General features: G+C 53.2%; 23 protein-coding genes. 8 read left to right on the plus strand and 15 right to left on the minus strand.

The features are described 5' to 3' along the window. From ACH0WD_RS11685 to ACH0WD_RS11695, 3 genes are all read right to left on the minus strand, one after another. Nucleotides 1-1,663: ESPR-type extended signal peptide-containing protein (locus ACH0WD_RS11685; protein WP_264128365.1), on the minus strand; the 1,663-nt coding region annotated here is incomplete at its 3' end. A 43-nt stretch (nt 1,664-1,706) separates the two neighbouring features. Beyond that, complete coding sequence (locus tag ACH0WD_RS11690; protein WP_000549449.1) at nt 1,707-2,390, minus strand: DUF3251 domain-containing protein; 684 nt, start codon at nt 2,388-2,390, stop codon at nt 1,707-1,709. Between the two features lie 487 nt (nt 2,391-2,877). Next, complete coding sequence (locus ACH0WD_RS11695; RefSeq protein ID WP_000665687.1) at nt 2,878-3,240, minus strand: YibL family ribosome-associated protein; 363 nt, start codon at nt 3,238-3,240, stop codon at nt 2,878-2,880. Between the two features lie 290 nt (nt 3,241-3,530). Here ACH0WD_RS11695 and ACH0WD_RS11700 point away from each other — a divergent pair, with 290 nt between their 5' ends. Further along, nucleotides 3,531-3,740, plus strand: a complete 210-nt coding sequence (locus tag ACH0WD_RS11700; RefSeq protein WP_001062558.1) for a hypothetical protein — start codon at nt 3,531-3,533, stop codon at nt 3,738-3,740. 9 nt (nt 3,741-3,749) lie between these two features. Here ACH0WD_RS11700 and mtlR read toward each other — a convergent pair whose 3' ends face one another. The 3 genes from mtlR to mtlA all read right to left on the minus strand — a co-directional run bounded on the left by mtlR (nt 3,750) and on the right by mtlA (nt 7,632). Then, a complete protein-coding gene (gene mtlR, locus ACH0WD_RS11705) occupies nt 3,750-4,340 on the minus strand; it encodes a mannitol operon repressor MtlR (RefSeq protein ID WP_000193201.1) in 591 nt (196 codons plus the stop codon). After that, nucleotides 4,337-5,485, minus strand: a complete 1,149-nt coding sequence (gene mtlD / locus ACH0WD_RS11710) for a mannitol-1-phosphate 5-dehydrogenase (RefSeq protein WP_000645395.1) — start codon at nt 5,483-5,485, stop codon at nt 4,337-4,339. Before mtlD ends, mtlR begins: the two co-directional genes overlap by 4 nt. 230 nt (nt 5,486-5,715) lie before the next feature. Further along, the gene (mtlA, locus tag ACH0WD_RS11715; RefSeq protein WP_000093287.1) at nt 5,716-7,632 is read right to left on the minus strand and encodes a PTS mannitol transporter subunit IICBA; all 1,917 of its coding nucleotides are present in this window, start codon (nt 7,630-7,632) and stop codon (nt 5,716-5,718) included. 533 nt (nt 7,633-8,165) lie between these two features. Here mtlA and ACH0WD_RS11720 point away from each other — a divergent pair. The 5 genes from ACH0WD_RS11720 to selB all read left to right on the plus strand — a co-directional run bounded on the left by ACH0WD_RS11720 (nt 8,166) and on the right by selB (nt 13,710). Further along, nucleotides 8,166-8,528 (plus strand): DUF3302 domain-containing protein, encoded by a 363-nt coding sequence (locus ACH0WD_RS11720; protein ID WP_000479643.1) that lies wholly within the window; start codon nt 8,166-8,168, stop codon nt 8,526-8,528. Nucleotides 8,529-8,530: 2 nt separating this feature from the next. Next, on the plus strand, nt 8,531-9,667 hold the full coding sequence (locus ACH0WD_RS11725; RefSeq protein WP_000364909.1) for an HlyD family secretion protein: 1,137 nt from the start codon (nt 8,531-8,533) through the stop codon (nt 9,665-9,667). Nucleotides 9,668-9,764: 97 nt separating this feature from the next. Further along, nucleotides 9,765-10,373 (plus strand): glutathione S-transferase, encoded by a 609-nt coding sequence (locus tag ACH0WD_RS11730; RefSeq protein ID WP_000766677.1) that lies wholly within the window; start codon nt 9,765-9,767, stop codon nt 10,371-10,373. Between the two features lie 98 nt (nt 10,374-10,471). After that, a complete protein-coding gene (gene selA, locus ACH0WD_RS11735) occupies nt 10,472-11,863 on the plus strand; it encodes an L-seryl-tRNA(Sec) selenium transferase (RefSeq protein WP_000200188.1) in 1,392 nt (463 codons plus the stop codon). Further along, the gene (selB, locus tag ACH0WD_RS11740; protein WP_000582395.1) at nt 11,860-13,710 is read left to right on the plus strand and encodes a selenocysteine-specific translation elongation factor; all 1,851 of its coding nucleotides are present in this window, start codon (nt 11,860-11,862) and stop codon (nt 13,708-13,710) included. Before selA ends, selB begins: the two co-directional genes overlap by 4 nt. 274 nt (nt 13,711-13,984) lie before the next feature. On the opposite strand, the gene ACH0WD_RS11745 is transcribed toward selB, so the two are convergent. Next, on the minus strand, nt 13,985-14,866 hold the full coding sequence (locus ACH0WD_RS11745; protein ID WP_001188281.1) for an ROK family protein: 882 nt from the start codon (nt 14,864-14,866) through the stop codon (nt 13,985-13,987). Nucleotides 14,867-15,034: 168 nt separating this feature from the next. Between ACH0WD_RS11745 and aldB the strand changes: the two genes are divergently transcribed. Beyond that, entirely contained in the window at nt 15,035-16,573 is a 1,539-nt protein-coding gene (aldB, locus tag ACH0WD_RS11750; protein WP_000183988.1) for an aldehyde dehydrogenase AldB, read from the plus strand. A gap of 173 nt (nt 16,574-16,746) precedes the next feature. On the opposite strand, the gene ACH0WD_RS11755 is transcribed toward aldB, so the two are convergent. After that, a complete protein-coding gene (locus tag ACH0WD_RS11755) occupies nt 16,747-18,702 on the minus strand; it encodes a glycoside hydrolase family 127 protein (protein ID WP_001101516.1) in 1,956 nt (651 codons plus the stop codon). A gap of 263 nt (nt 18,703-18,965) precedes the next feature. Between ACH0WD_RS11755 and ACH0WD_RS11760 the strand changes: the two genes are divergently transcribed. Continuing rightward, nucleotides 18,966-19,781: a helix-turn-helix domain-containing protein gene (locus ACH0WD_RS11760; protein ID WP_000891808.1), complete on the plus strand. Its 816-nt coding sequence runs from the start codon at nt 18,966-18,968 to the stop codon at nt 19,779-19,781. 160 nt (nt 19,782-19,941) lie between these two features. Here the strand turns inward: ACH0WD_RS11760 and araD are convergent, their stop codons facing one another. Genes araD through yiaM form a run of 7 tightly spaced genes read right to left on the minus strand, consistent with a single transcriptional unit; the run spans nt 19,942 to nt 26,394 of the window. Then, nucleotides 19,942-20,637 (minus strand): L-ribulose-5-phosphate 4-epimerase, encoded by a 696-nt coding sequence (araD, locus tag ACH0WD_RS11765; protein WP_000893168.1) that lies wholly within the window; start codon nt 20,635-20,637, stop codon nt 19,942-19,944. Then, nucleotides 20,631-21,491, minus strand: coding sequence for an L-ribulose-5-phosphate 3-epimerase (locus ACH0WD_RS11770; RefSeq protein ID WP_001244036.1), 861 nt, complete (start codon nt 21,489-21,491; stop codon nt 20,631-20,633). Before ACH0WD_RS11770 ends, araD begins: the two co-directional genes overlap by 7 nt. Continuing rightward, nucleotides 21,484-22,146, minus strand: coding sequence for a 3-keto-L-gulonate-6-phosphate decarboxylase UlaD (gene ulaD / locus ACH0WD_RS11775; RefSeq protein ID WP_000089525.1), 663 nt, complete (start codon nt 22,144-22,146; stop codon nt 21,484-21,486). The genes ACH0WD_RS11770 and ulaD overlap by 8 nt, the downstream gene beginning before the upstream one ends. Beyond that, the gene (locus ACH0WD_RS11780) at nt 22,143-23,639 is read right to left on the minus strand and encodes an FGGY-family carbohydrate kinase (RefSeq protein WP_000074089.1); all 1,497 of its coding nucleotides are present in this window, start codon (nt 23,637-23,639) and stop codon (nt 22,143-22,145) included. The genes ulaD and ACH0WD_RS11780 overlap by 4 nt, the downstream gene beginning before the upstream one ends. A 3-nt stretch (nt 23,640-23,642) precedes the next feature. Continuing rightward, a complete protein-coding gene (gene yiaO / locus ACH0WD_RS11785) occupies nt 23,643-24,629 on the minus strand; it encodes a 2,3-diketo-L-gulonate TRAP transporter substrate-binding protein YiaO (protein WP_000766337.1) in 987 nt (328 codons plus the stop codon). An 11-nt stretch (nt 24,630-24,640) separates the two neighbouring features. Beyond that, a complete protein-coding gene (gene yiaN / locus ACH0WD_RS11790; RefSeq protein WP_000301823.1) occupies nt 24,641-25,918 on the minus strand; it encodes a 2,3-diketo-L-gulonate TRAP transporter large permease YiaN in 1,278 nt (425 codons plus the stop codon). A gap of 2 nt (nt 25,919-25,920) precedes the next feature. Then, complete coding sequence (yiaM, locus tag ACH0WD_RS11795; protein ID WP_000832316.1) at nt 25,921-26,394, minus strand: 2,3-diketo-L-gulonate TRAP transporter small permease YiaM; 474 nt, start codon at nt 26,392-26,394, stop codon at nt 25,921-25,923. Nucleotides 26,395-26,423 lie beyond the last annotated feature (29 nt).

A 26,423-nucleotide genomic window follows, 5' to 3' on the forward strand; every position in this document is an offset into this window, starting at 1 on the left:
TTCCGTTGTGCTTAGCGCTGAATGCGCCAGTGTCAGCATCCCAAAGCAGGGCATCATCGGTAAGGCCGGTGATGGAATCGCTCAGATTGTTGATATTGGTAGTGTTGGTGGCAATATCAGTGGTGTTTTGGTTAATGCTGTCGGTATTGGCGGCGATATCGGTTGTGTTCTGAGACACATTTTCATTGGTGGCAAACAACTGAGAGCCGTTAACGGCGTCGGTGCTGTCAGCGGCCAGGGTACCCGCCGCCAGATTGGTGATTTTACTGTCGCTTCCGTTGTGCTTAGCGCTGAATGCGCCAGTGTCAGCATCCCAAAGCAGGGCATCATCGGTAAGGCCGGTGATGGAATCGCTCAGATTGTTGATATTGGTAGTGTTGGTGGCAATATCAGTGGTGTTCTGATTGATGCTGGTCGTATTGGCGGCGATATCGGTTGTGTTCTGGTTAATGCTGTCGGTATTAGCGGTAATATCGGCAGTGTTTTGGTTGATGCTGTCGGTATTGGTGGCGATATCAGCAGTGTTCTTATCCACTTTCTCATTTGTATCAAACAACTGAGAGCCGTTAACGGCGTCGGTGCTGTCTGCGGCCAGGGTACCCGCCGCCAGATTGGTTAACTTGCTGTCGCTTCCGTTGTGCTTAGCGCTGAATGCGCCAGAGGCTGCATCCCACAACAGGGCATCGTCGGTGAGCGTGGTGACGGAGTCGCTCAGGCTGTTGATATTGGTGGTGTTGGTGGCGATATCGGTTGTGTTTTGGTTAATGCTGTCGGTATTGGCAGCAATATCAGTGGTGTTCTGCGTCACATTGGCGTTGGTTGCAAATAGCTGAGAGCCGTTAACGGCGTCGGTGCTGCTTTCTGATATGGCTCCGTTACCAACGTTGACAATTTTGCGCTTTAGGGCATCACTCCCTACAGAAACTACGTTTTCTTCGGTCGCTGTAGAATTGCTCCCTATCGCGACGGAATTTTTTGCAGAGGTTACCGCCCCACTACCGAAGGCAATGCCATTTGCCGCATCTGACGTTACGGATGTATTGTAACCGAAAGCCATGCTATCCAGAGATGCGGCATTCGCCCCTAATCCTACCGTCAGGCTTCTTTCTGCTGATGATACGGTATCGCGTCCAAGCGCTATTGAATTTTTCCCTGAGGCATTTGCATTTGTTCCCAGTGCGATGGCGTAAAGATTTGAGGCAACTGCGTTTGTACCTACTGCCATAGAGTATTTAGCCGTAGAAGTGGTATGTGCACCTGCCCCTAGCGCCACTGAGCCTATACTCTCAGCAAGGCTATATCCGCCCAACGCAGTGCTGGAAGCCCCAGATGCCTTACTATAGTAACCTATTGCAATACCGGCACCCGCTACATATCCTTTGGACGGATCTTCTGCGACCTTTTCTTTAGTTGTTATTGTTGAATCAGCTTCGGCGCCTTCGCCAATGGCTATCCATCCATTCTCAGTGCCGATCCCTTTCCCTGTATCGTTCCCAGCATTGGCCAGTGCGTCCGCAGAAACCATAATGCTGCTAAGACTGATGAGTGCGGAAACCGCCAGCTTTCTGCGGCCGCTTTTTTTGCCGCGGCTTTTTGCGGTTTCGCTGGTGACAACAAATGTTCCCGTAGCGGCATTCCAGAGGACTCTAAATATTCTGTTCATGAATAAGTGCTTTCCTTTTCTAAAATAATTGTATCAATGGCTATTATTTTTTTGGCTTCTTTTTCGTATCATTAATAGGCTGTATGCTGTCGAATATGACATTCTCCATATTAATACCTATTTTTAGATACTTAAGATTATTGGGCGATACGCCTTTTAATGTTAGCGTGACGTTTGTCCATGCTCCCGGTAAGAGTTCGATTGTCGAATCCATTTTTGTGTTGAGCAGGAGTTGTCGCCAGCGAGGCAGATCTTTTGCCTCGGAAGGTTTTTTCGTACCCCATGTCATATTAAACGCAAGGTTTGATACGGGAATGCTGAGTAAGTTAACTAAATCAAGATGAATAACACTTCCATTATCTATTGGTTCAATAGATAGAATACGCCCGGCTAATCCGATATTGCCGTTGTTAATAATAAAATAGTGCGTTTGTGATGGGTCCAGTTCTGTATAGTCGAATAGCCGTTGTTTGCGTTCAACGCGGCCAACGACTTCGGCGACCTTTTGAGTTGTGTTGATGACCGTAGCTTGTTGTTTTTCTAGCAAATTCATCTTTGCTTCTTGTTCTTTTTGTTGTTTTTCTAACAGGTTTATCTTTGTTTCTTGTTCTTTTTGTTGTTTTTTCAGCTCTTCAACAAGGTGTTTATCTGCAAAGTAGTCACAACCAGATAAAAAGAATGTGAATCCCAACGCAAGCAGGGGGATAAATTTTCCATTTTTGTGCATATAAAATATCCTTGTTAATAATTTATATGATATAAATAGTTAACCTGTTATTTATACAGCTAACTTATCATTTTGCGAGCATTGCCAATAGCCATTAATATATGGTTATAATTAAAACATTCATTGTTTCTATAGAAATGCGCAAATACCCGACGTTGTTTATCAATTACTCATAGCAATGCTTTATAAAAATATAATTATAATGTTTATGTATGGGGATTTTTTTCAGGGATGATAATGTTATTTAATTTTGCGGGTCAATCATATTCTGCGGGATATAAGAAAAGAGGATGAAAAAAATTCATTGTATAAATACAAACAGGCATGATAGTGGAATTTTTCATCCTGAAAAAGCAGGGACTACCGTTAAAAATGAACTTGTATATAAGCGGTGTAAATACTTCCAGGAAAAATTCGGAATATAGCCCGATGCTCTCAAGACACCCTCCGTACAACGGGTGTCCTGAGAGCCTGTGATGCGGAAGGTTTAGAACTCGCTCTTCGCGAAGCCTGTCATCTCTTTGAGCCCCATTTCCCGGCCCAGCGCCGTCATCGGGTGCACCACGATCAGGCCGCGTACGCTTTTTTTGAGTTTGCCCATATCGGCCTGCTCTTTTTTAGTGATCGCGCGGCGAAACGGCAGGTTCATCAGCTTCTGCGCTTCTTTACTCAGTTTCTGGCTGTGTACTTCGCGCAGACGGATAATTTCTGCTTCCAGCGTCTCTTTTTCTTTTTCCAGCTCCGCGTATTTATCGGCGGATTCAACCAGAGAGAGACCTGCCTGCTGGTGGCGAATAGCGTCAAGACGATCGCTCAGGCGTTTAATTTCGTTTTTTTCGACTTCTTTCATGGGATAGCTTCTGATAGAAATGGGATAGATACCTTATAGTATGCGCGCAGTGAGTGATTCTTCACAACTCATGACGTAAAGATAATCAATTATGGCAAGTATTACACTGCTCACTATTTAATTATCTCGTTGAGAATAAAATCCTTTTTGTCGAAAGAAAAGATGAAGCGCCCTTTTGTCGGCAAGAAAAGCGATTAAGCACATTTTCCTCAATGACAACGCTAAATTGATCCTAAACTCAAATAAGCGACCGCGGGAGTCAGACGCGGGTCCCACATGGAGGATCTATCATGGCAAAAATAGGTGAGAACGTACCACTTCTTATTGATAAAGCCGTCGATTTTATGGCGTCCAGCCAGGCGTTCCGTGAATACCTGAATAAAACGCCGCCGCGTGATTATGTTCCTTCCGAAGTGCCGTCGGAGAGCGCGCCCATTTATTTGCAGCGTCTGGAATATTACCGACGGCTGTACCGACCAAAAGAAGAAGAAAGAGGTTAACGGCGGGATTTACTTTTGAAAGGCCTTTTTTAAGCTGATTTTAGAAATCAGCTCGGTCAGAGAGAGGACCATCGTCGAACGCACCGCCTGCTGGTAGCGCTGAATTTGCATGGCGTATAGCGCCGCGTCGGACGTATCAAAATGCGGCGGCGGCGGTAGCGCCATGACGCAGTGCAGTTCGCCAAACGGCCCGAGGATTTCATCGTCGGTAAAGGCGTACTCATTGCCGTCGTGATTCAGCTCTTCGCGCAGCGCCATTAACAGCTCCGCATCTTCATATTCGGTGCGGCTGAGTACGCCCAGACCATAGATAAGTTTCAGACGTACCGAAAGATCGCCCAGCGGCCCGTCGCCGTCCAGCAACGGTTCCACAGCGTATTTCACCGCATAGTCGTCTTTGCGAAACACCTGGAGCACCAGAATATTCACTGCCTCGGTCAATAACTCGACGGCGGTAATCAGGAAGCTCCGTACGGTTTTGCCAGCATTCAGACGCTCAAGCACACGATTTTCAAAGGCCTGGGTTTGTTCCATTATTGCCTGCATATCTGACAATCTGTTATTTGGGCGCAGGCTAACCTGCGCCGGATTCTGCGTCATTTGGTCGCGTTATATGCGTTAACCGCCTCCGCCACCACATCGCTATTGGCATCCAGCCCGGAAATTTGCGCCAGCGCGGCCTGCGGGCCTTTTTCGGTAATCAGAGCCGCTAACTCCTGCGCCTGCGGATCTTCATCACTACGGAAATGCATCGCCGCCGCGATCCCTTTGACCAGATTCACATGCGGCAGACCATATTCCAGGGTGCCAAGCAGCGGTTTGATCAGACGGTCGCCCGCGCTGAGTTTGCGTAGCGGCTGACGACCTACGCGTTCGACGTCATCTTTCAGATACGGGTTTTCAAAACGACCGAGGATTTTCTGAATGTATGCCGCATGTTTGTCGGCATCAAAACCGTAGCGTTTGATCAGCACCGCGCCGCTTTCTTCCATCGCGCCTTTCACCACCGCGCGAATACTCTCATCGAGAATAGCGTCGCGAATGGTTTGATGACCGGCTAATTTGCCGAGGTACGCGGTTATAGCATGACCTGTGTTCAGCGTGAAGAGTTTACGTTCGACAAATGCCATCAGGTTATCCGTTAACTCCATCCCCGGGATGTTTGGCAGTGTGCCTTTGAACTGAGTTTTATCAACAATCCACTCGCTGAACGTTTCTACCGTCACTTCCAGCGGATCGTTGGTTGCAGAAGCGGAAGGCGGCACAATACGGTCAACGGCGGAATCGACAAAACCGACGTGCTGTTCAACCCAGGCTTTATCGCCATCCGCCAGCGCGTTCATCACATGGCCTTTCAACTGCGTTGTGCCGCGCACCATATTTTCACAGGCGATGATATTCAGCGGGGCATCCACGCCCTGCGCCTTACGTTTTACCAGCCCTTTAGCGATGGCCGGAGCGATACGCTCAAGCACAACCGGACCCACGGCAGTAGTGATTAAATCAACGTGGGCAATCAGGTCGACAACATCATCGCCGATGCTGCTGACAGCGTTGACGCCGGAAACCGTATCCACCTGCTCATTTTCACCCACAACATGAACCTGATAGCTATGACGGGCATTCAGGGCATCGAGTACGACCTGGTTTACATCCGCAAACGTCAGTTGTATCCCCGCGTCAGCCAGCAGTTTGCCGATAAAGCCACGACCGATATTACCTGCGCCAAAATGTAATGCTTTCATAGTATTAACCTTCATTAATGTTTTTACCCGAGAGGGCTGGGGTGAGGGACTGCATAGATTTCCCCTCAACCTAACCCTCTCCACAAGGGAGAGGGTATCGCCTTCATATTTCGAACTGCAGATGCGTTGGCTCTCCTCGCTCACCCCAGTCACGTACTTATGTACGCTCCTGGGGATTCACTGCGTTGCCGCCTTCCTGCAGCTCGAACTATTTTGGGGATACTTAACTGTTAAGCTTTTTTACCTGCCAGCAGTTCCAGCACTTCATCCACGCTGGTGGTGTGCGCCAGACGTTCGATTACGGATTCATCATCCAGCGCGTTGGTCAGGCTGGTGATGACCTGGATGTGCTCATTGTTACGTGCGGCGATACCAATGACCAGACGGGCAATATCGTCTTCTTCTTCACCGAAGCGTACGCCTTCCGGATACTGGCAGAACACCACGCCGGTTTTCAGCACGCGGTCTTTCGCTTCTACTGTACCGTGCGGTACTGCGATGGATTCACCGAGGTAAGTCGGCGTCAGCTTTTCGCGGTCCAGCATCGCCTCGACGTATTCCGGCTCAACATAGCCGCCTTTCACCAGTTGTTCACCGGCAAAGCGAATCGCCTCTTCTTTGTTAGCGGCTTTACGGCCCAGGAAGATATTCTCCGCACCCAGTTTGAACAGGTTGTTATCGCCCTCCTCAAAGCTGTCTTTCAGATGGTCGCGTACTTTCTCTTCATTAGTATTGTGGCGCTGTGCGGCAACCAGACGTTCGGTCAGGCTGGTGTACAGGCCGCTATCCAGGAAGTTGGTCAGCGAAATATGCTGCGCCTGCGGTACCTGACGCATCGCGCGCTCGGTAAGGTCACGGTGAGTAATGACCAGATCCACATCCGGCGGCAGATTGTTAATGGCGCTGTTGGTGACGGAGATCTGGCTCAGGCCCGCATCCTGTACTTTCTTACGCAGTACCCCTGCGCCCATCGCGCTGGAACCCATACCGGCATCGCAAGCCACGATGATTTTACGCACATGGCTCAGGTCGTTAGTCACGTCGCCAGCCGCCAGCGGAGAGGCGCCTTTAGATTCCGCTTTCATGTCATGCATACGACGGGTGGCCGCTTCAATGTCATCTTCTTCTTTCACTTTGCTGGTTTTCAGCAGAATTGCAGACACCACGAAGGAAACCGCCATTGCCGCCACGATGGCAGCGATGTTAGCGAAGTAAGCGCCTTTTGGCGTCATCGCCAGTACCGCCAGAATGGAACCTGGAGATGCCGGAGAGACCAGACCGCCGTTCAGGATGGTCAGGGTGAATACGCCGGTCATACCGCCGAGAATCACCGCCAGAATCAGGCGTGGGTTCATCAGCACGTACGGGAAGTAGATCTCATGGATACCGCCCAGGAAGTGGATAATTGCCGCGCCGCCCGCAGACTGTTTAGCGCTGCCGCGACCGAAGAACATGTACGCCAGCAGGACGCCCATCCCCGGACCCGGGTTAGCTTCAATCAGGAAGAAGATGGATTTACCCATCTCATGGGACTGCTGGATACCCAGCGGTGAGAAGATGCCGTGGTTAATCGCGTTATTGAGGAACAGGATTTTCGCCGGTTCAACAAAAATGGACGCCAGCGGCAGCATATCGTGCGCCACCATGAAGTTAACGCCCGCCGCCAGAATTTTGGACAGGACTTCAACCGCCGGACCAATACCGAGGAACGCCAGGATGGCGAGGATCATACCGATGATGCCAGCGGAGAAGTTGTTCACCAGCATCTCAAAACCGGATTTGATCTTACCGTCTACCCAACTGTCGAATTTCTTAATGCAGTAGCCGCCTAATGGACCGGCGATCATTGAGCCGAGGAACATCGGCATATCCGCGCCGACAATAACGCCCATGGTAGTGATAGCGCCCACCACGCCGCCGCGTTCGCCGCCAACCAGACGACCGCCGGTATAACCGATGAGCAGCGGCAGCAGGTAGGTGATCATCGGACCAACCAGTTTCGCCAGCGTTTCGTTAGGCAACCACCCTGTTGGAATAAATAATGCGGTGATAATACCCCACGCGATAAACGCGCCGATATTAGGCATCACCATATTGCTGAGGAATCGACCAAAGCTTTGCACTTTGATCTTAATATCGGATGACATAAAAACACCCCTTCTTATGTTGCTGTCGCGCAGGCTGAAAGCCCGAGGTTTGTTAATGTAGCGGCAGAGGTAGCCGGACCCTGTAGTGTAGATACTGCGCAATCTGGCACTGAATCGTTCAACTGTCCAGTCGACGGTCTTTTATGTGATATTCGTCACGTAAATATAGGGTGTATGGCGTTAGTTAATGTGATTTTAATCACAAAATAACGGTACAAAAAAACATCACAGTGCAATAATTCGCTGCAAATGAGGATTAAATGTGAACTGATTCACATTTTTGGTTTTGCTGTTTGTTGAATTTTTGTGATGTGGATCGCAAATTATTTCCATCTGGATTTGAGCAGATGTGATCTGCGGCAGGTTCTACCCCCGACATTTTTTATTGCAAAACAAAGCAACTTCTCACCAGAAAAAATATTTATTTTGTGGTATGGCGAAAACCCCAAACTGCAGTTATGTTCAAAACATCAGCCAGGGTGCATACGGCTGCCGGCATAAAAAACTCTAATTAGCGTGAATTCGAGGCAGGCATGTTTCTAAATTATTTCGCGTTGGGCGTGCTGATCTTCGTTTTTCTGGTTCTGTTTTACGGAATCATCGCCATTCACGATATTCCCTATAACATGGCTAAAAAACGTAACCATCCCCATGCCGATGCCATCCATACTGCGGGATGGGTGAGCCTGTTCACTCTTCATGTTATTTGGCCGTTCCTGTGGATCTGGGCCACGCTCTACCAGCCTGAAAAGGGATGGGGAATGCAGTCACACATCACACCGACCGGAAAGGAGTCAGACCCTGAGATTGCCGCGCTGGCAGCGCGAATCACCCAGTTGGAAAAAAGACTGGATGGGGAGAAAAAAAACGATAGCTCCACCTTTCCGGAGATTTAATCATGGATTTGTTGATAGTCCTGACCTATGTGGCCTTTGCCTGGGCCATCTTTAAAATATTCCGTATTCCGGTAAACCAATGGACACTTGCTACCGCTGCATTAGGTGGGGTGTTCATTGTTGCGGGATTGATTTTATTAATGAACTATAACCACCCGTATACTTTTACGGCGCAAAAAGCGGTTATTTCAATTCCGGTCACTCCGCAAGTCACGGGAATTGTTAGTGAGGTAACAGATAAAAATAATCAGCTAATTAAAAAAGGTGATGTGCTGTTTAAGCTCGATCCGGTACGGTATCAGGCGCGTGTCGACAGGCTGCAGGCTGATCTGGTTACCGCTACGCACAACATCGACAACCTGAAAGCACAGTTGTCGGAAGCGGTCGCCAATACCACCCGTGTATCTGCTGAACGTGACCGTCTGTATAAAGATTATCAACGCTATTTGAAAGGCAGTCAGGCGAAGGTTAACCCGTTCTCTGAAAGCGATATCGATAACGCTCGGCAAAACTATCTGGCACAGGATGCGCTGGTCAAAGGCTCGGTTGCAGAACAGACGCAGATTCAGAGCCAATTAGACAGTATGGTCAACGGTGAGCAATCTCAGGTTGCGTCCCTACGTGCCCAGCTTGCCGAGGCTAAATACAATCTTGAACAGACGGTAGTTCGTGCCCCCAGCAACGGTTATGCCACGCAGATTTTAATTCGTCCGGGGACTTACGCAGCAGCATTACCTTTGCGTCCGGTAATGGTGTTTATTCCTGAACAAAAACGGCAAATCGTGGCGCAATTCCGCCAGAACTCGCTGCTGCGCCTTAAACCAGGCGATGAAGCGGAAGTGGTGTTTAACGCGCTGCCTGGTCAGATTTTCACCGGCAAGCTGACCAGTATTCTTCCTGTCGTTCCGGGTGGTTCTTATCAGGCGCAGGGCGCATTACAGTCCTTAACGGTGGTGCCGGGTACCGATGGTGTGCTGGCCACGATTGAGCTGGATCCGAATGCCGATGTGGATGCGCTGCCGGACGGTATCTATGCCCAGGTCGCAGTCTATTCCGACCATTTCGCCCACGTGTCGGTAATGCGTAAAGTACTGCTGCGCATGACCAGTTGGATGCATTACCTTTATTTGGATCATTGAGACGGTCATCACCTGCCATTTTCAGTGACCTGAGCCATACTAAGCGGTGCCCCACTATCATTGGGCACCGCTTTTTTGTTGGCAAAAAGGACCCGGCATGAAACTCATTGGCAGCTATACCAGCCCTTTTGTGCGTAAAATTTCGATTCTGTTACTGGAAAAGGGCATCACCTTCGAATTTGTGAATGAACTTCCCTACAACGCGGATAGCGGGGTGGCGCGCTATAACCCGTTAGGTAAAGTACCCGCGTTGGTCACCGATGCGGGCGAGTATTGGTTCGATTCGCCGATCATCGCGGAATATATTGAACTGCTGGATATCGCGCCAGCGATGCTCCCGCGTGACCCGATGGCAGCGCTTAAAGTTCGCCAGCTTGAAGCGTTGGCTGACGGCATTATGGATGCAGCGTTGGTTTCTGTACGCGAACAGGCGCGTCCGGCGGCGCAACAATCGGAAACGGAACTGCTGCGCCAGCGGGAAAAAATCAACCGCAGCCTGGATATGCTCGAAAGTTATCTGAGCGACGGGACGCTAAAAACGGATACGGTCAATCTGGCGACTATCGCGATTGCCTGTGCGGTAGGCTATCTCAACTTCCGCCGGGTCGCGCCTGGCTGGTGTGTTAGCCGCCCCCACCTGGTCAAACTGGTCGAAACGCTTTTTCAACGCGAAAGCTTTGCCCGCACCGAAGCGCCAAAGGCTTGACGCGCATTATGTCCGCCTGAGCAAACTCACGTTACAATCCCCCTTATGTCGATATCCCTCTCCCGCCAGGAGAGGGCCACCAACAGCCAGGCATTTTCATGACAAGCGAAACGCGTACACTCTACAGCCAGCTTCCTGCTATCGATCGCTTATTGCACGATAGCGCTTTTCTTTCTCTGCGCGATCGGTATGGCCATACCCAGGTGGTTGATCTGCTTAGGCGGATGCTTGACGACGCGCGCGACGTCATCCGGAATACGCAAACGCTTCCCGACTGGTACGCAGACTGGGCGCAAGAGGCGAAACTCCGGCTGGAAAATGCGGCGCAAAGCGCGCTGCGCCCGGTGATTAACCTGACGGGGACGGTGCTGCACACCAATCTTGGCCGCGCATTGCAGGCGCAAGAAGCGATTGAGGCGGTAACGCAGGCGATGCGCGCGCCGGTGACGCTGGAATACGATTTAGATGGCGCCGGGCGGGGGCATCGCGACCGGGCGCTGGCGACGCTGTTATGCCGAATCACCGGGGCGGAGGACGCCTGTATCGTCAATAACAATGCGGCGGCGGTATTGCTGATGTTGGCGGCGACCGCCAGCGGCAAAGAGGTGGTGGTTTCGCGTGGCGAGCTGGTCGAAATCGGCGGCGCGTTTCGTATTCCTGATGTTATGCGCCAGGCGGGCTGTACGCTGCATGAAGTAGGCACCACCAACCGGACGCACGCGAAAGATTACCGTCAGGCGGTAAATGAAAATACCGGGCTGTTGATGAAGGTACATACCAGTAATTACAGCATTGAGGGCTTTACCAAAACGGTAGAGGAAGCGGAACTGGCGGAAATCGGGCGAGAGCTGGATATTCCGGTGGTGGCGGATCTGGGCAGCGGTTCGCTGGTGGATTTAAGTCAATATGGCTTACCCAAAGAGCCGATGCCGCAGCAGCTCATTGCCGCAGGCGTCAGTCTGGTAAGCTTTTCCGGCGATAAGTTGCTGGGCGGGCCGCAGGCCGGGATCATCGTCGGCAAAAAAGCGATGATTGCCCAACTGCAAAGCCATCCGCTGAAACGCGCTCTGCGCGCCGATAAAATGACACTGGCGGCGCTGGAGGCAACGTTACGTCTGTATCTGCACCCGGAAGCGTTGGCGGAGAAATTACCCACCCTGCGTCTGTTAACCCGCAGTGAAGCGTCGATTCGCGAACAAGCGCAGCGGTTACAGGCGCGGCTGGCGGCACGTTACGGCGATGAATTTGCGCTGGAGGTTAAACCCTGCCTGTCGCAAATCGGCAGCGGTTCATTACCAGTAGACCGCCTTCCCAGCGCCGCCATGACCTTTACCCCGCACGACGGGCGTGGTAGCCGGCTGGAGGCACTGGCGGCCCGCTGGCGCACGCTGCCTGTACCGGTCATTGGCCGAATTTATGATGGCCGTTTATGGCTGGATATGCGCTGTCTTGAAGACGAAAGCCGGTTTATGGAGATGATGCTGAAATGATTATTGCAACTGCCGGACACGTAGACCACGGTAAAACGACGTTGCTCCAGGCGATTACCGGAGTCAATGCCGATCGCCTGCCGGAAGAGAAAAAACGCGGGATGACTATCGATCTGGGCTACGCCTATTGGCCGCAGCCGGATGGTCGTGTGCTGGGCTTTATCGATGTGCCTGGACATGAAAAATTCCTCTCTAACATGCTGGCGGGCGTAGGCGGTATTGATCACGCTTTGCTGGTGGTCGCCTGTGATGACGGCGTCATGGCGCAAACGCGCGAGCATTTACAGATCCTGCAACTGACGGGCAATCTCCAGCTCACCGTCGCGCTGACCAAAGCCGATCGCGTGGACGAGGCGCGTATCGGTGAAGTACGTGAAGAGGTACTGGCGGCGCTCGACAACTATGGCTTCGCCGATACCGTTTTATTTGTCACCGCCGCCAATGAAGGGCGCGGTATTGCAGAACTTCGCGCTCATTTACAGCAGCTTCCTGCACGTTCGCACGCCGCGCAGCATCGTTTCCGTCTGGCTATCGACCGTGCGTTTACGGTGAAAGGGGCGGGACTGGTGGTGACCGGAACGGCGCTGAGCGGAGAGGTAAACGTGGGCGATACGCTATGGTTAACCGGCGTTAATACGCCGATGCGCGTACGAAGTCTACACGCGCAAAATCAGCCCACTGACCATGCGTATGCCGGGCAACGTATTGCGCTCAATATTGCGGGCGATGCGGAGAAGGAGCAGCTTAACCGCGGCGACTGGCTGCTTTCCGATGCGCCGGTGGGGGAGGCTTTTTCCCGGGTGATCGTTTCTCTGGCGCTTCATGCGCCGCTTTCCCAATGGCAGCCGCTACATATTCACCATGCCGCCAGCCATGTGACCGGTCGCGTCTCTTTGCTGGAAGGCGGGCTGGCCGAGCTGATCTTTGATACGCCGTTGTGGCTGGCCGATAATGACAGACTGGTGCTGCGTGATATTTCCGCACGCGCCACCCTTGCCGGCGCACGCGTGGTGACGCTTAAGGCGCCGCGTCGCGGTAAACGTAAGCCAGATTATTTGCACTGGCTTTCAACGCTTGCCGCCGCGCAGGACGATAGCGCGGCGTTGGCCATTCATCTGGAACGCGGCGCCGTCAACCTGCCGGATTTCGGTTGGGCGCGTCAGCTTAATCCTGTCGGTATGCGTCAGCTTATTGAGCAACATGGTTTTATCCAGGCCGGAGACAATCTGTTAAGCGCGCCCGTCGCCGCCCGCTGGCAGCGTAAGATTCTTGATACGCTGGCGACCTACCACGAACAGCACCGCGATGAACCGGGACCGGGACGCGAGCGTTTACGCCGCATGGCCCTGCCAATGGAGGATGAAGCGCTGGTCCTGATGCTGATCGAGCGGATGCGCGACGACGGCCTGATTCATAGCCATCACGGTTGGTTGCATCTGCCGGATCATAAAGCAGGATTTAGCGATGAGCAGCAGGCCGTCTGGCAAAAAGTTGAACCGCTATTTGGCGATGAGCCCTGGTGGGTACGCGATCTGGCGAAAGAGACCGGAACGGAAGAACAATTGATGCGGCTGGTGCTGCGGCAGGCGGCACAGCAAGGCATCATTACCGCGATCGTAAAAGATCGGTACTATCGTAACGATCGGATAGTCGCTTTCGCCAATATGATCCGCGAGCTGGATCAAGAGAGAGGATCAACGTGTGCGGCGGATTTTCGCGACAGGCTGAATGTAGGGCGGAAACTGGCCATTCAGATCCTTGAATATTTTGACCGGATTGGATTTACACGACGTCGTGGGAATGATCATTTATTACGTGATGCGTTATTATTTCCGCAAAAAGAATGAAATGGTTAAATTAAATAACAAATGAAGCAATACAATTATTGCGTTGCTTTATAAAAAGCACATCAGGAAATGAACCTGATGTGCTTTTTATTTTTCTGGCTTCTTAAAATAGCCAGCGTGAACCTGTTATCAGGATAATTTCACCCATATTCTTTGCGCCTTATTCAGGCGACTCACGATGAGATTGTGGAAATTTGATGTAACGCCTTTGCCCGGTGGCGCGGACGCTTACCGGGCCTGCGTAGACGATGCAGGCCGGATAAGGCGTAACACGTTAGCTTCGATCGAGCTTTTGCTGCGCCAGCCAGACGGCGCCCAGCCTGCCCGCCTGATTTCCCAGTTGGCAGGGCTGAATCGGCACCTGGAGCGCCTCCCACATTTCAAACGTTTCAAGATGCCGCGTCAGGAGCGGGTAGAGCTTTTCCTGTTCGCTTATTCCTCCGCCGATCAGCACCACGCCCGGATCAAACATAGAGATCACGCTGTAAACGCCGCGTGAAAGATAACGCGCCCAGTCATTGACCGCCTCACGCAGATGAACATCGGTCGCCATTCGTTCGAAGATCACATCCGCAGGCGGCATCTCTTCGGCAGGCAGCGCCAGCGCCTGGCGGCATGACGCCATTAATCCGCTGGTTGACGCGATTTTATGCATACTTTCGCCATTATTCCCGACCGGCATGACGCCGAATTCACCGGCGTGAAAATGCGCGCCGCGATACAGTTCTCGTCCGACGATAATACCGCCGCCAATGCCGGTTCCAATGGTGATACAGACCAGATTGTCATAATGCTGCCCGGCGCCTCGCCACATTTCGCCCAGCGCCGCGCAGTTCGCGTCGTTCTCCACGACCAGCGGCAGATCGGTCAGCCCGCTGAACAACTCCATCAGGTTGACGTCATCCAGGTAAGCCAGCGCGCCCGCTTTTGCCGCATGACCGTTATGGGGATTAATATGGCCGGGGAAACTGACCCCGATTGCCGCAATGTCATAGTCCTGTTGGCAACGCGCCACCACATCCTGCCATTTGCGGGTAAACGTGGAGGCGTCCTCTGGCGTATCGAATTGATAATGGGTTAATTCTTCGCCGTCACTGTTAATCACGCCATATTTGACGTGAGTTCCTCCCACATCAATGCCGATATATTGCTGCATAGTGTTCTCCGTACGTTAAACAGGCACCTGTTTAGTATGGCTAAAACCAGACGGAGAAACGTAAAGGAAAGTAATTCGTGATTGCTGTCGTAAAGCGGGAAACCATTGGCGAAAAATTCACCAGTACCGTCTACCCTTGTGGAGTACCTTTACAATAAGGAGTTGGTCATGACGAACAATCCCCCTTCAACACGTATTCAGCCAGGTGAATACGGGTACCCACTGAAGTTAAAAGCCCGCTATGACAATTTTATTGGCGGTGACTGGGTTGCGCCCGCCGACGGCGAATATTATCAAAACCTGACGCCAGTGACCGGCCAGCCGCTATGTGAAGTCGCTTCCTCCGGTAAAAAAGATATCGATTTAGCGCTCGACGCCGCGCATAAGGCGAAAGATAAGTGGGCGCATACGTCAGTACAAGACCGTGCCGCTATCTTGTTTAAGATCGCCGATCGGATGGAACAAAACCTCGAACTGTTGGCGACAGCGGAAACCTGGGATAACGGTAAACCGATTCGTGAAACCAGCGCCGCCGACGTACCGCTGGCGATCGATCATTTCCGCTATTTCGCCTCCTGTATACGTGCGCAGGAGGGCGGGATCAGCGAAGTTGATAGCGAAACCGTGGCCTACCATTTTCATGAACCGCTTGGCGTCGTGGGACAGATAATCCCGTGGAACTTTCCGTTGTTGATGGCAAGCTGGAAAATGGCGCCAGCGCTGGCGGCGGGTAACTGCGTGGTGCTTAAACCGGCACGCCTGACGCCGCTTTCCGTTCTGCTGTTAATGGAAGTCATTGGCGATCTGTTACCGCCGGGCGTCGTCAACGTCGTGAACGGCGCGGGCGGCGAGATCGGCGAATATCTGGCGACCTCGAAACGTATCGCGAAGGTGGCGTTTACCGGTTCGACGGAAGTGGGTCAACAGATCATGCAGTACGCCACGCAGAATATTATTCCAGTGACGCTGGAGTTAGGCGGCAAGTCGCCCAATATCTTCTTCGCCGACGTGATGGATGAGGAAGATGCGTTCTTTGATAAAGCGCTGGAGGGATTTGCCCTGTTTGCCTTTAACCAGGGCGAGGTGTGTACCTGTCCAAGCCGTGCGCTGGTCCAGGAGTCCATCTATGAGCGCTTTATGGAGCGCGCTATTCGCCGGGTAGAGAGCATTCGCAGCGGGAACCCGCTAGATAGCGGTACACAGATGGGGGCGCAGGTCTCTCACGGCCAGCTTGAGACTATCCTCAATTATATCGATATCGGTAAAAAAGAGGGGGCCGATATTCTGACCGGTGGGCGACGCAAGGAGCTGGATGGCGAACTTAAAGAGGGCTATTACCTTGAGCCTACCATTCTGTTTGGTAAGAATAATATGCGCGTCTTTCAGGAGGAGATCTTTGGCCCGGTGCTGGCGGTAACCACCTTTAAAACCATGGAGGAGGCGCTGGAAATCGCTAACGATACCCAATACGGCCTGGGCGCTGGCGTCTGGAGCCGCAACGGCAATCTGGCCTATAAGATGGGGCGCGGCATTCAGGCCGGGCGCGTATGGACCAACTGCTATCACGCCTATCCGGCACATGCGGCGTTCGGCGGCTATAAGCAGTCGGGCATCGGGCGCGAAACGCATAAGATGATGCTGGAACACTACCAGCAAACCAAGTGCCTGCTGGTGAGCTATTCCGATAAGCCGCTGGGGCTGTTCTGACGCAAGAGGTAATGCCCGATGGCGCTGCGCTTATCGGGCCTACCGCGTTGATATTAGCCTGGTGGTCATGTCTGATGGCGCTTCGCTTATCAGGCCTACAAAAATTCATCGCAATATACTGATATTGCAAATCTTGTAGGCCGAATAAGGCGCAGCCGCCATCCGGCACAGTATTACCGCTCGTTAACCCAAATCCGCATTTCGCCCTCGCCACGGTTGGCCCAGCTAAACCACGGAATGAACGTTAGCGTCTGCGGCTGGCGCGATGACGGCGCGTTATCGTAGTGCCACAACGCCTGATGCTGCGCATCTGGGGCGCTTTGCTTCTCGCCTTCAGCCTGAATCAGCATCTTATGCGCAAAAAGCCCTTTGCCCTCAAAGACCCGGAACTCACTCTCTTTCGGTAACCACAGATTATGCAGTTCTTCGCCGTTATCGGCCTGCTCAAGGCAATAGACCAGCGGCCCGCGCTGAATGGCGACCTTACCGGCGACGTGACGCGCCAGCGGATTGCCATACACGCGGCGAACCGGCATCGGCAGCGTCAGGGTTATCGTATCGCCCTCCTGCCAGGTCCGACGGATATGCAGATAACCTTTGCGAATATCCTGCTCCACTTCCAGCCCGTTGAGCGTCACTTTTGCCTCAGGGCACCAGTCCGGCAGACGTAGCGCCAGCGTGTGACGTACCGGCTGCACAGAGTCGATGGCGATCTTCACCTGCTCATGCCACGGGTAGTTCCCGCTGATTCGCAGTTTGAGCGCGCCATTTTCAACCGGTATTTCCATGCTGTTACCCACGTACATATTGATGTACAGCGCATCCGCACGCGGCGTGTAGATGTAGTGACCAAGGGAGGTGAGCACGCGGGCGATGTTCGGCGGGCAGCAGGCGCAGCCAAACCAGCGCTGGCGGATGGGCTTAACGTGATCGTAAATATGGTTGAATTTTAACGATTTTGGATGCACTTCCAGTGGGTTGACGTAGAAGAAATGCTTGCCATCCAGCGCCATACCGCCGAGGACGGTATTGTACAGCGCGCGCTCCATCACGTCGGCGTACTGGCTATCGGCTTCCATTTCCAGCATCCGGCGGGCGAACATCATCAGGCCGATTGAAGCGCAGCTTTCCGCATAGACCGAATCATTCGGTAAATCGTAATCGCTGCTAAAGGCTTCGCCACTGCTCTGTGAACCGATGCCTCCGGTGATATACAGCTGACGCTGCGCCATATTTTTCCACAGACGCAGGCAGTCCTGGCGTTTGCCTTCATCGTTGCTCAGGCGAGCGAGATGCGCCACGCCAGTCATCAGATAGACAAAACGTACCGCGTGGCCGATTGCCGTCTGCTGCTGTGAAATTGGCAGATGCGCCTGGCTGTAGGCTTTGTCTTTGACCATCCACGCCGGGCCGTAGGTATGCCAGTAAGAGGTTTGGCCGCGTTTTTCGTACTCTTCGTCGTAGAAGTGCGGTTGGGTGCCGCGCTGCCCGATAAAGTAGCTTGCCAGCGTCATATAGCGCGGCTGCTCTGTTACCTCATACAGACGCATCAGCGCCAGCTCAATTTCCGGGTGGCCCGGATAGCCGTGCAGCTGATTTTCGCCAGGGCCGAAAGTGCTGTCGATATGATCGGCCAGGCGACAAACGACGTCTAGCAGCCGACGCTTGCCGGTGGCCTGAAAGAAGGCGACGCCCGCTTCAATCAGATGCCCGGCGCAATAAAGCTCATGGCACTCCGCCAGGTTGCTCCAGCGTTCTTGCGGGGCTTTTGCCGTAAAGTACGTATTGAGATAGCCATCGTCACACTGCGCGGCGGCCACCAGTTCAATCACCTCATCGGCGGTTTTCTCAAGCGCGGGATCGGGCTTCTGGCACAGTGACCAGGCAACCGCTTCCAGCCATTTCGCCACGTCGCTGTCCTGAAAGACCATGCCGTAAAAGTCGCCCGTCTGCTGGCCTGCGGCAATGCGGAAATTTTCAATGGCATGGCTGGGTTCAGCCTCTGGAATACGATCGTTTAACGCATCCCACTGGTAAGGAATAACCACATCGCGAACCAGTTGTTGATACTGTCCGAGGAACGGATCGCTGACCGTCAGTTTATGCAGATCGACTTCCAGTACGTTCATTTCGTGCTCCTTAAGGCTGTAGAGGTCATAGATATTCCTCGCTGACGGGGTATTTTATGGCAGTAATTTTTATTTTCGCGTTATGACTTGATTCATTTTGCCCGGATAGCGGTGAGCGACAAGGCGATAAAAGAGTAAAAAAAGATGACGATTCCGACCCGTATTTAAAAATGTGAGATGGATCGAGTGAAATGACTATTTTTAGTTAATAATCAAAAGCTAATATGAAATACGGTGCTGAATGAGCGGGAAATGACATATTAATGCTCGAATTATCCATAACATTACCGATTAAAGTCCAAAACGGCGGATTATTTATTTCTCGCGGCATTGGGCGTCATCCTGCCAGGCGTCTGCAATCGTGGGAAATTATATTTGTGGAAAAAGGCTGCCTGAAAATTCAGGAAGAAGAATGTGTTTTCTGTGTCGAAGCCGGGGAAAGCCTGTTGCTTTGGCCGCATCGCCGCCATATTGGCGTTGAGGAGTTTCCCGCCGATCTTAAATTTTACTGGCTCCATTTTGAGGTCAAAGCGCCGGACAGCGACCCGCGCTGGCTGACGCATCTTTCCGTGCCGCAGCATACCCAGGTTGCCGATCCGCAGGCGCTGATTGCGCTTTTTCGCCAGTTTATGAACGAGCAGGAAAAGCACCAGCGCAGCCCGGCGCTGGAGTTCATCGTGCTGCTGATTTTGCAGCAGCTCACCGTTGACGCCCGGCAGAATGAAAACGCCGAGGCCGCTGGCGTGTCGCTGGCCTGGAAAGTACAGCAGTTGATTCGAACGCACTATCACCTGCCGCTTTCCAGCTCGGTTCTGGCGAAAGAACTGCATTGCAATGTGGATTATCTGGGACGTGTTTATCGGCGGGTATTTCACCTTACGCTAACTGAAGCCATCCACCGCCAGCGGGTGCGCGAGGCGGAAAAGTTGCTGATTAGCGACGCGCGTTCGTTAAAAGAGGTGGCGGAGCGGTGCGGTTTTAATGACGTTGGTTACTTTCGCCAGATCTTCCGTAAGCACACCGGCCTGACGCCTACCGCCTGGAAGCGGCGCTACAGTAAGGAACACGTTAATTCTTGAGTATAATCTTTGGCCCTCTGACAACGCGGTTGCAAACTGAATGCCCGATGGCGCTTTGCTTATCGGGCCTACAAGAGTTCATCACAACGTATTGATATTGCAAATCTTGTAGGCCGGATAAGGCGCAGCCGCCATCTGACACAGGCTGTGGCTGCCGGCATTACTGCCCGTAATAGGCATTCGCGCCGTGTTTACGCAGATAGTGTTTATCGAGCAGTTCAGGCTGCATATCCGGCAACTGCGGGGCCAGCTGGCGCGAGAACAGCCCCATATAGGCACACTCCTCAAGCACCACGGCGTTGTGGACGGCATCGGCGGCATTTTTACCCCAGGCAAACGGGCCGTGCGAATGAACCAATACCGCCGGGATTTGCGCCGGATCCAGACCGCGCTCTTCAAAGGTTTTAATAATCACCTCGCCGGTCTGATACTCGTACTCGCCGTTAATTTCCTCAACGGTCATCAGTCGGGTACAGGGGATCGCGCCATAGAAATAGTCGGCGTGGGTGGTGCCCCAGGCGGGCAGATCGAGCCCGGCCTGCGACCAGATCGTCGCATGGCGGGAATGGGTATGAACGATCCCGCCGATCTGCGGATAGCGGCGATAGAGCGCCAGATGGGTCGCGGTATCGGACGACGGTTTTTTGTTGCCTTCAACGACCTTACCGTTGGCGATCTCTACCACCACCATATCGTCGGCGGTCATCACCTCATATTCGACGCCGGAAGGCTTAATGACCATTAGCTTGCGCGTCTCATCGACCGCGCTGACGTTGCCCCAGGTAAAGGTGACCAGCCCGTGCGCCGGAAGCGCCAGGTTGGCCGCCAGCACCTCGGCTTTCAGTTGCTCTAACATGTGAAACCTCCTTCCTGCATCCGTGATTCAATCCAGCGTCGGGCCTGGATAATTTCCAGCACCGGCTCACTGGATTTCTCTGTCCACATCTCAATCAGAAATGAACCGCGATAATTCAGCTCATGCAGCGTTTTGAAGATGCCGACAAAATCAACGCATCCTTCGCCAAACGGCACGTCGCGGAACTGGCCGGGGCTGTCACCGGTCACCGGCAGCGTGTCTTTCAGGTGGATAGCGGCGATACGGTCGATACCCAGCTTCAGCTCGGCGGTCACGTCGTTCCCCCAGGCGCTGAGGTTGCCGACGTCTGGATAAACGGTGAACCACGGTGACGAAAGCATCTCGTCCCACTTTTTCCACTTGCTGATGGAGTTCATAAACGCGGTATCCATGATCTCCACCGCCAGCATCACCTGCGCCGCTGCGGCCTGTTCCACCGCCCACGCCAGCCCTTCGGCGAAACGTTGCTGGGTGCCTTCGTCGTGTTCTTCGTAATAGACGTCGTAACCTGCTAGCTGAATGGTGCGGATACCGAGATCGCGCGCCAGGCGAATGGCTTTGGTCATGATTTCACGCGCCCGCTGGCGTACCGCTTCGTCGCGGCTGCCAAAAGGGAAGCGACGATGGGCGGAGAGGCACATCGACGGGATGGCGACGCCGCTTTCCAGCATCGCGTTCACCAGCGAAGCGCGTTGGGCCGAGGTCCACTCCAGGCGTGAGAGACGTTCGTCGGTTTCATCCACCGACATCTCAACAAAATCAAAACCGCAGCTTTTTGCCAGCACCAGCCGCTCTGGCCAACTGAGATCTTTCGCCAGTGCTTTCTCGTAAATACCTAATGGATGATTACGCATGCTTTTCTCCCCAAATGGCGTCAATTTGGGCGTGGAATTCGGCGGCGACCTGCGCCGGATGGGCGGCACCTGCCAGCGCACGTCCGGCGATAAATGCCTTAACGTTAATGTCGCGGAACAGCGGCAGATCCGCTGGGGTAATGCCGCCGGTAATCGATAGTTCAAGGCCAATGTCGGACAACGCCTTCATACGCGCCAGGTCCGCCTCGCCCCACTGCTGTCCGCTGGCCTGCGCGTCGCGTCCGCGGTGGTAAATCGCCTGACGCACGCCGACGCGATACCAGTCTTGGGCGTCGTCCAGCGTCCAGTTGCCGAACAGTTCCATTTGAATTTCACCGCCACAGGATTGCGCGACGGCATGGCCTTTCTCGACGGTCGCGAGCGGCGCAGCGCAGATGATAGTCATCCAGTTAGCGCCAGCGCCAAACGCCTGCTGCGCCAGGGTTTCTCCGGCATCGGCCACTTTCCAGTCGGCGACGATGATTTTTTCCGGGCACTGCGCTCGCAGGGCTTTCACCGCGCTAAGGCCTTCGGTTAAACAAAGGATGGTTCCGGCCTCAACGATATCGACATGATCCTGTAGCAGGGCGACATCGCGTTGGGCTGCTTCCAGACTGGTGTGGTCGAGCGCCAGTTGCAGTAATGGTCGGCTCATAATGCGTGCTCCTTAATACGGGCGTGATAGCCCTGTAGTGCTTCAATCAAATCCTGGTATTGGCGGTATTTGCGCTGGTAGAGGGCGTGCGCGGTCATGTCCGGCAGCAGCGTGCGCACCGGGTGCTGCAGGTCGCGTTGGGCCTCGCGGAAATCGCGATATACGCCGGTGCCGACGCGGGCAGCCAGCGCCGCGCCGAAGCAGCCGGTCTCCTCCACCTGCGGCAGCTCAATGCGTAAACCGCTGACGTCCGCCAGCATCTGCATCCAGACGTCGGAGTGGGCCGGGCCGCCGGTAACGCGCAGGGCGCAAACGTCGGTAAAGCGTTCACGCATGCGGTTGAGGTGGGTCATATGGCTGAAGACCACGCCTTCATAAATCGCCTGCAGCAGATGGGCGCGGGTGTGCAGCGCCTGCATGCCGTAAAAGCCGCAGGTCATCTCCAGCCCGGCATTGCTGCCGTAGAGAAACGGCAGAAAAAAGAGGTCGCTACCGGCTTTCGGCAGGCTGGCGACCGCCTGGTTGATCTCGTCAAAAGAGAGGTCGCCCCACTGGGCGGTAAACCATTCAAGGTTGCCGGAGGAGGTCGGGCTGGCTTCGTGAACGATATACTGCCCGTCATTGACGTAGCGGCCATAGACGTAAGGGTGGGCCTCATGGTCGCTCAGGCCGTGAGCGATGCCGCTGGTGACGGCCCAGGTGCCCATCACCGCATTGAGGGTTGATTCATCCTCAATACCGGCGCAAAGGGCGGTGGAAACCACATCAAACAGGCCGCCGACGACGGGGGTGCCCACCGCCAGACCGGTGATGGCGGCTGCCTGAGCGGTGATCTCCCCGCATATTTCGGCTGAACCCATCACGGGGGGCAGCGTGCTATCGATTTCACTGATGCCCAGCCATTCGGTCAGACGTGAGTCGTACCGGCCTGTGGTCATGTTGTAGAGGTTGGACTCGGAGATGTTGCTCTCCTCACAGCCTTTAACGCCGGTTAAGCACCAGCGTAGATAGTCATGCGTCATCATGACACAGCCTATCTGCGCGTAGCGCTGCGGCTCATTCTCTTTTACCCAGCGTAAAAGGGAGACTGGATGCCCGGTCCACAGGGTTTGCCGGGTCAGCGGGTAGAGTTTTTGCGGAACCGCTTCTTTTTGCCAGCGCTGGACAATTTCCATGGCGCGACGGTCGGAAGAGAGTATCGCTTTACCTAATGGCCGATCGCTTTTATCTAACAGGAACAGGCCCTTACCCTGAGCGGAAATACCCAGACCGCGGATTTGTGAGCCGCTCACCCCCGTGTGCGTCAGCAGTTTGCTGATGACCGAGCCGCACTGTTGCCACAGTTCGGTCATATCGCGTTCAACCCAGCCTGGCTGCGGGCTTAAAGCGTGCAGCGGCAGGCGTTGCACCGCTACTTCCCGGCCTGCGCCATCGTACAACCCGGCTTTTAGCCAACTCCCACCACAATCTAACCCCAGCCAGTAGTTGCTCATGACTTATTGCACCTCGTCCACGGCTTTCAGGAGATCGGCGCCCTGCGGGTTGTCTTTCAGGAACATATCGCGCACCTGGCTGCCCAGCGCATCGCTGAAGGCTTTACGGTCGATATCGGTCAGGACTTCAACTCCGGCTTCTTTCATGCCATCGATAATTTTTTGCTGATCTTCGGCGACCAGTTTGCGCTGATAGTCACCCGCTTCTTTGGCGGAACTCAGCAGTGCCTCCTGGAACTGCGGGCTTAAAGCGTCGAATTTGGCTTTATTGATCACCAGCAGCAGAGGCGAATAGGCGTGATGAGTGAGGGAGAGGTATTTCTGTACCTCATAGAATTTCGCTGACCACACGACGTTGATAGGGTGTTCCTGGGCATCAATCGTACGGGTTTCGAGGCCGGTATAGACTTCGGAGAATGGCATCGGAATAGGGTTCGCGCCGAAGATTTTAAAGGCCGCGATATTCATTGGGCTGTTGTTAGTGCGGATTTTTAAGCCTTTCAAATCGCCCGGCGTTTTTACCGGCGCGCGGGAGTTGGTGACGTCGCGCCAGCCGTTTTCCCAGTAGGCCAGCACTTTTAACCCTTTTGAATCGAGTGATTTTTTCAGTTCATCGCCGACTTTGCCGTCGAGCGTTTTATGCGCATGCGCGGTATCGCGAAACAGGAAGGGGACATCAAGTAAGTTGAATACAGGGGCCAGGCCGGTGAAATTGTTCGAACCGGACATTTCCATATCAATGGTTCCGCCGCGCACCCCGCTGATCATTGCCTGGGCGTTACCTAATGTGCTGTCAGGAAAGAGTTTTAGCGTTAATTCGCCGTTAGTTTTTTCTTTTAATAGTTCGTTAAATTTTTTCGCGGCAATATGTTGGGAGTCAGTTTGCGGTGTTTCATAACCAAAACGTAAAGATTGCGCCGCCAGAGACGACACGCTGAAAACCGTCAGACCAGCTATCAATAATGAACGAGCAATAACGTGTAATTTCATAATATTATCCTTTAATTAATCCATTTAAGCGGTGTGATAATTAGCTCGGGAATAAAAATAAATAAAACCAGCAGCGACATCAGTACGACAACGTAAGGGAATACGCCTCTTACCGCGTCATCAAATCTCAATTTTGCTACCCCGGAAATAACGTTGAGGACGTTGCCAACGGGCGGTGTGATTAATCCAATAGAGCAGTTAATAATGAACATGACGCCGAAATAAATCGGGTCAATATTGGCTTCTTTAACTAATGGCAATAATACAGGGGTAAGAATTAACACCGTTGGCGTCAAATCCATCACCATACCGACGACCATAATTGAGATCATAATGACGATAAATAAGAGTCGCGGAGAGTCGACCAGCGGCTGCAGCAAATCTGACACCATCATGGGTAATTCCGCGATCGTAATCAGCCAGGCGGATACCTGGGCCGCGGCCACCAGAAACATGACGACTGACGTCGTTTTGGCGGCATTGACCAGCACGTGGTAGAGACTGGAAAACGTTAATTCCCGATAGATAACCACGGCGACAAAGAGGGCGTAAAAGGCGGCAACCGCCCCTGCCTCCGTTGGCGTGAAAAGTCCGGAACGGAAGCCGCCGATGATAATCACCGGTAAAAACAGCGCCCAGATACCTGAAACCAATGATTGCCAGATTTCACGCGGTGTTGCTTTAGGCTGAGAAGGGAGATTTAATCGCCCGGCCTGCCACCACCAGGTGAGCATAAGCGCCGCGCCCATCATGATGCCCGGTGCGATCCCGGCCATAAACAGCTTGCTGATCGACAAGCCGCTGGAAACGCCGAAGATAATAAAAGGAATCGAGGGGGGAATAATTGGCGCAATGATCCCGCCGGAAGCGATTAACCCAACGGAGCGGTTGATCGGATAGTTTGCGGAGCGCATCATCGGCACCAGCAGCGCGGCGACCGCAGCGGTATCTGCTACCGCAGAGCCGGAAAGGCTGGCCATAATCATTGCCGCAATAACGCCCACGTAGCCCAGGCCGCCGGGCTTATGGCCGACCAGCTTCATCGGCAGGTCGACAATTCGCTTTGACAGGCCGCCCGCGTTCATGATTTCACCGGCCAAAACAAAAAAGGGAATGGCCAGCAGGGAGAAACTGTCCGCGCCGTTAACCAGGGTTTGCGCCATAATCTGCACGTCAAACATATCCAGGTATGCCATCAGAGCAGCGCCGCAAAGCAGCAGCGACCAGGCGATGGGTAAACCTATCGCGATCCCGCCGAGCAGGCAGCAGAGAAATATCACCACGGCCATGATTAGGCTCCTTGCTGTGGTTGTTGAAAGGAATCGTTACGCGTTATTAAGTGATAAAGCCGACGCAGCTCGATTAACGCGATGGCAACGCTTGTGGGCAGACAGGCGATATACATCAGGCCGATCGGTAAACCGAGGATTGGCGAGTGATCGCTCCAGTCCTGCAACGCTTTTTGCAGGCTGCCCCAGCCTAATGCGAGGCATAACAATAAAATTAGCGAATGCGTCAGCAGCGAGAGACGACGCTGATTCGCTGGCGAAAGTTTTTCCACCACAAAAGTGACCTGAACGTGAGCGTTATCCATAAATGCAACGATGGCGCCAATAAACGTCAGCCATACAAATAGATAACGTGATAGTTCATCTACCGACAAAATACTGCTCTCAAAACCGTAACGTAAAATAACGTTAATAAATACAATGCAGGAAAGTACGGCAATTAATACCGCAAGTATGCCCTCAAGTACCCGCTTCATAACGACTCCATCAGGTTATAGAAACTTAT

This window comes from Salmonella sp. 2020_1395 (genome assembly GCF_043848115.1).
GTDB lineage: Bacteria > Pseudomonadota > Gammaproteobacteria > Enterobacterales > Enterobacteriaceae > Salmonella > Salmonella enterica.

Bases quoted from the DNA above. Each gene is read 5' to 3' on its own strand.
- ACH0WD_RS11720 (WP_000479643.1), top strand. From the start codon at position 8,166: ATGTTTCTAAATTATTTCGCGTTGGGCGTGCTGATCTTCGTTTTTCTG.
- mtlA (WP_000093287.1), bottom strand. From the start codon at position 7,632: ATGTCATCCGATATTAAGATCAAAGTGCAAAGCTTTGGTCGATTCCTC.
- yiaM (WP_000832316.1), bottom strand. From the start codon at position 26,394: ATGAAGCGGGTACTTGAGGGCATACTTGCGGTATTAATTGCCGTACTT.
- ACH0WD_RS11780 (WP_000074089.1), bottom strand. From the start codon at position 23,639: ATGAGCAACTACTGGCTGGGGTTAGATTGTGGTGGGAGTTGGCTAAAA.
- ACH0WD_RS11760 (WP_000891808.1), top strand. From the start codon at position 18,966: ATGCTCGAATTATCCATAACATTACCGATTAAAGTCCAAAACGGCGGA.
- ACH0WD_RS11770 (WP_001244036.1), bottom strand. From the start codon at position 21,491: ATGCGTAATCATCCATTAGGTATTTACGAGAAAGCACTGGCGAAAGAT.
- yiaO (WP_000766337.1), bottom strand. From the start codon at position 24,629: ATGAAATTACACGTTATTGCTCGTTCATTATTGATAGCTGGTCTGACG.
- yiaN (WP_000301823.1), bottom strand. From the start codon at position 25,918: ATGGCCGTGGTGATATTTCTCTGCTGCCTGCTCGGCGGGATCGCGATA.
- ACH0WD_RS11695 (WP_000665687.1), bottom strand. From the start codon at position 3,240: ATGAAAGAAGTCGAAAAAAACGAAATTAAACGCCTGAGCGATCGTCTT.
- ACH0WD_RS11690 (WP_000549449.1), bottom strand. From the start codon at position 2,390: ATGCACAAAAATGGAAAATTTATCCCCCTGCTTGCGTTGGGATTCACA.
- mtlR (WP_000193201.1), bottom strand. From the start codon at position 4,340: ATGACGCAGAATCCGGCGCAGGTTAGCCTGCGCCCAAATAACAGATTG.
- araD (WP_000893168.1), bottom strand. From the start codon at position 20,637: ATGTTAGAGCAACTGAAAGCCGAGGTGCTGGCGGCCAACCTGGCGCTT.
- ACH0WD_RS11755 (WP_001101516.1), bottom strand. From the start codon at position 18,702: ATGAACGTACTGGAAGTCGATCTGCATAAACTGACGGTCAGCGATCCG.
- aldB (WP_000183988.1), top strand. From the start codon at position 15,035: ATGACGAACAATCCCCCTTCAACACGTATTCAGCCAGGTGAATACGGG.
- ACH0WD_RS11700 (WP_001062558.1), top strand. From the start codon at position 3,531: ATGGCAAAAATAGGTGAGAACGTACCACTTCTTATTGATAAAGCCGTC.
- selA (WP_000200188.1), top strand. From the start codon at position 10,472: ATGACAAGCGAAACGCGTACACTCTACAGCCAGCTTCCTGCTATCGAT.
- mtlD (WP_000645395.1), bottom strand. From the start codon at position 5,485: ATGAAAGCATTACATTTTGGCGCAGGTAATATCGGTCGTGGCTTTATC.
- selB (WP_000582395.1), top strand. From the start codon at position 11,860: ATGATTATTGCAACTGCCGGACACGTAGACCACGGTAAAACGACGTTG.
- ulaD (WP_000089525.1), bottom strand. From the start codon at position 22,146: ATGAGCCGACCATTACTGCAACTGGCGCTCGACCACACCAGTCTGGAA.
- ACH0WD_RS11745 (WP_001188281.1), bottom strand. From the start codon at position 14,866: ATGCAGCAATATATCGGCATTGATGTGGGAGGAACTCACGTCAAATAT.
- ACH0WD_RS11730 (WP_000766677.1), top strand. From the start codon at position 9,765: ATGAAACTCATTGGCAGCTATACCAGCCCTTTTGTGCGTAAAATTTCG.
- ACH0WD_RS11725 (WP_000364909.1), top strand. From the start codon at position 8,531: ATGGATTTGTTGATAGTCCTGACCTATGTGGCCTTTGCCTGGGCCATC.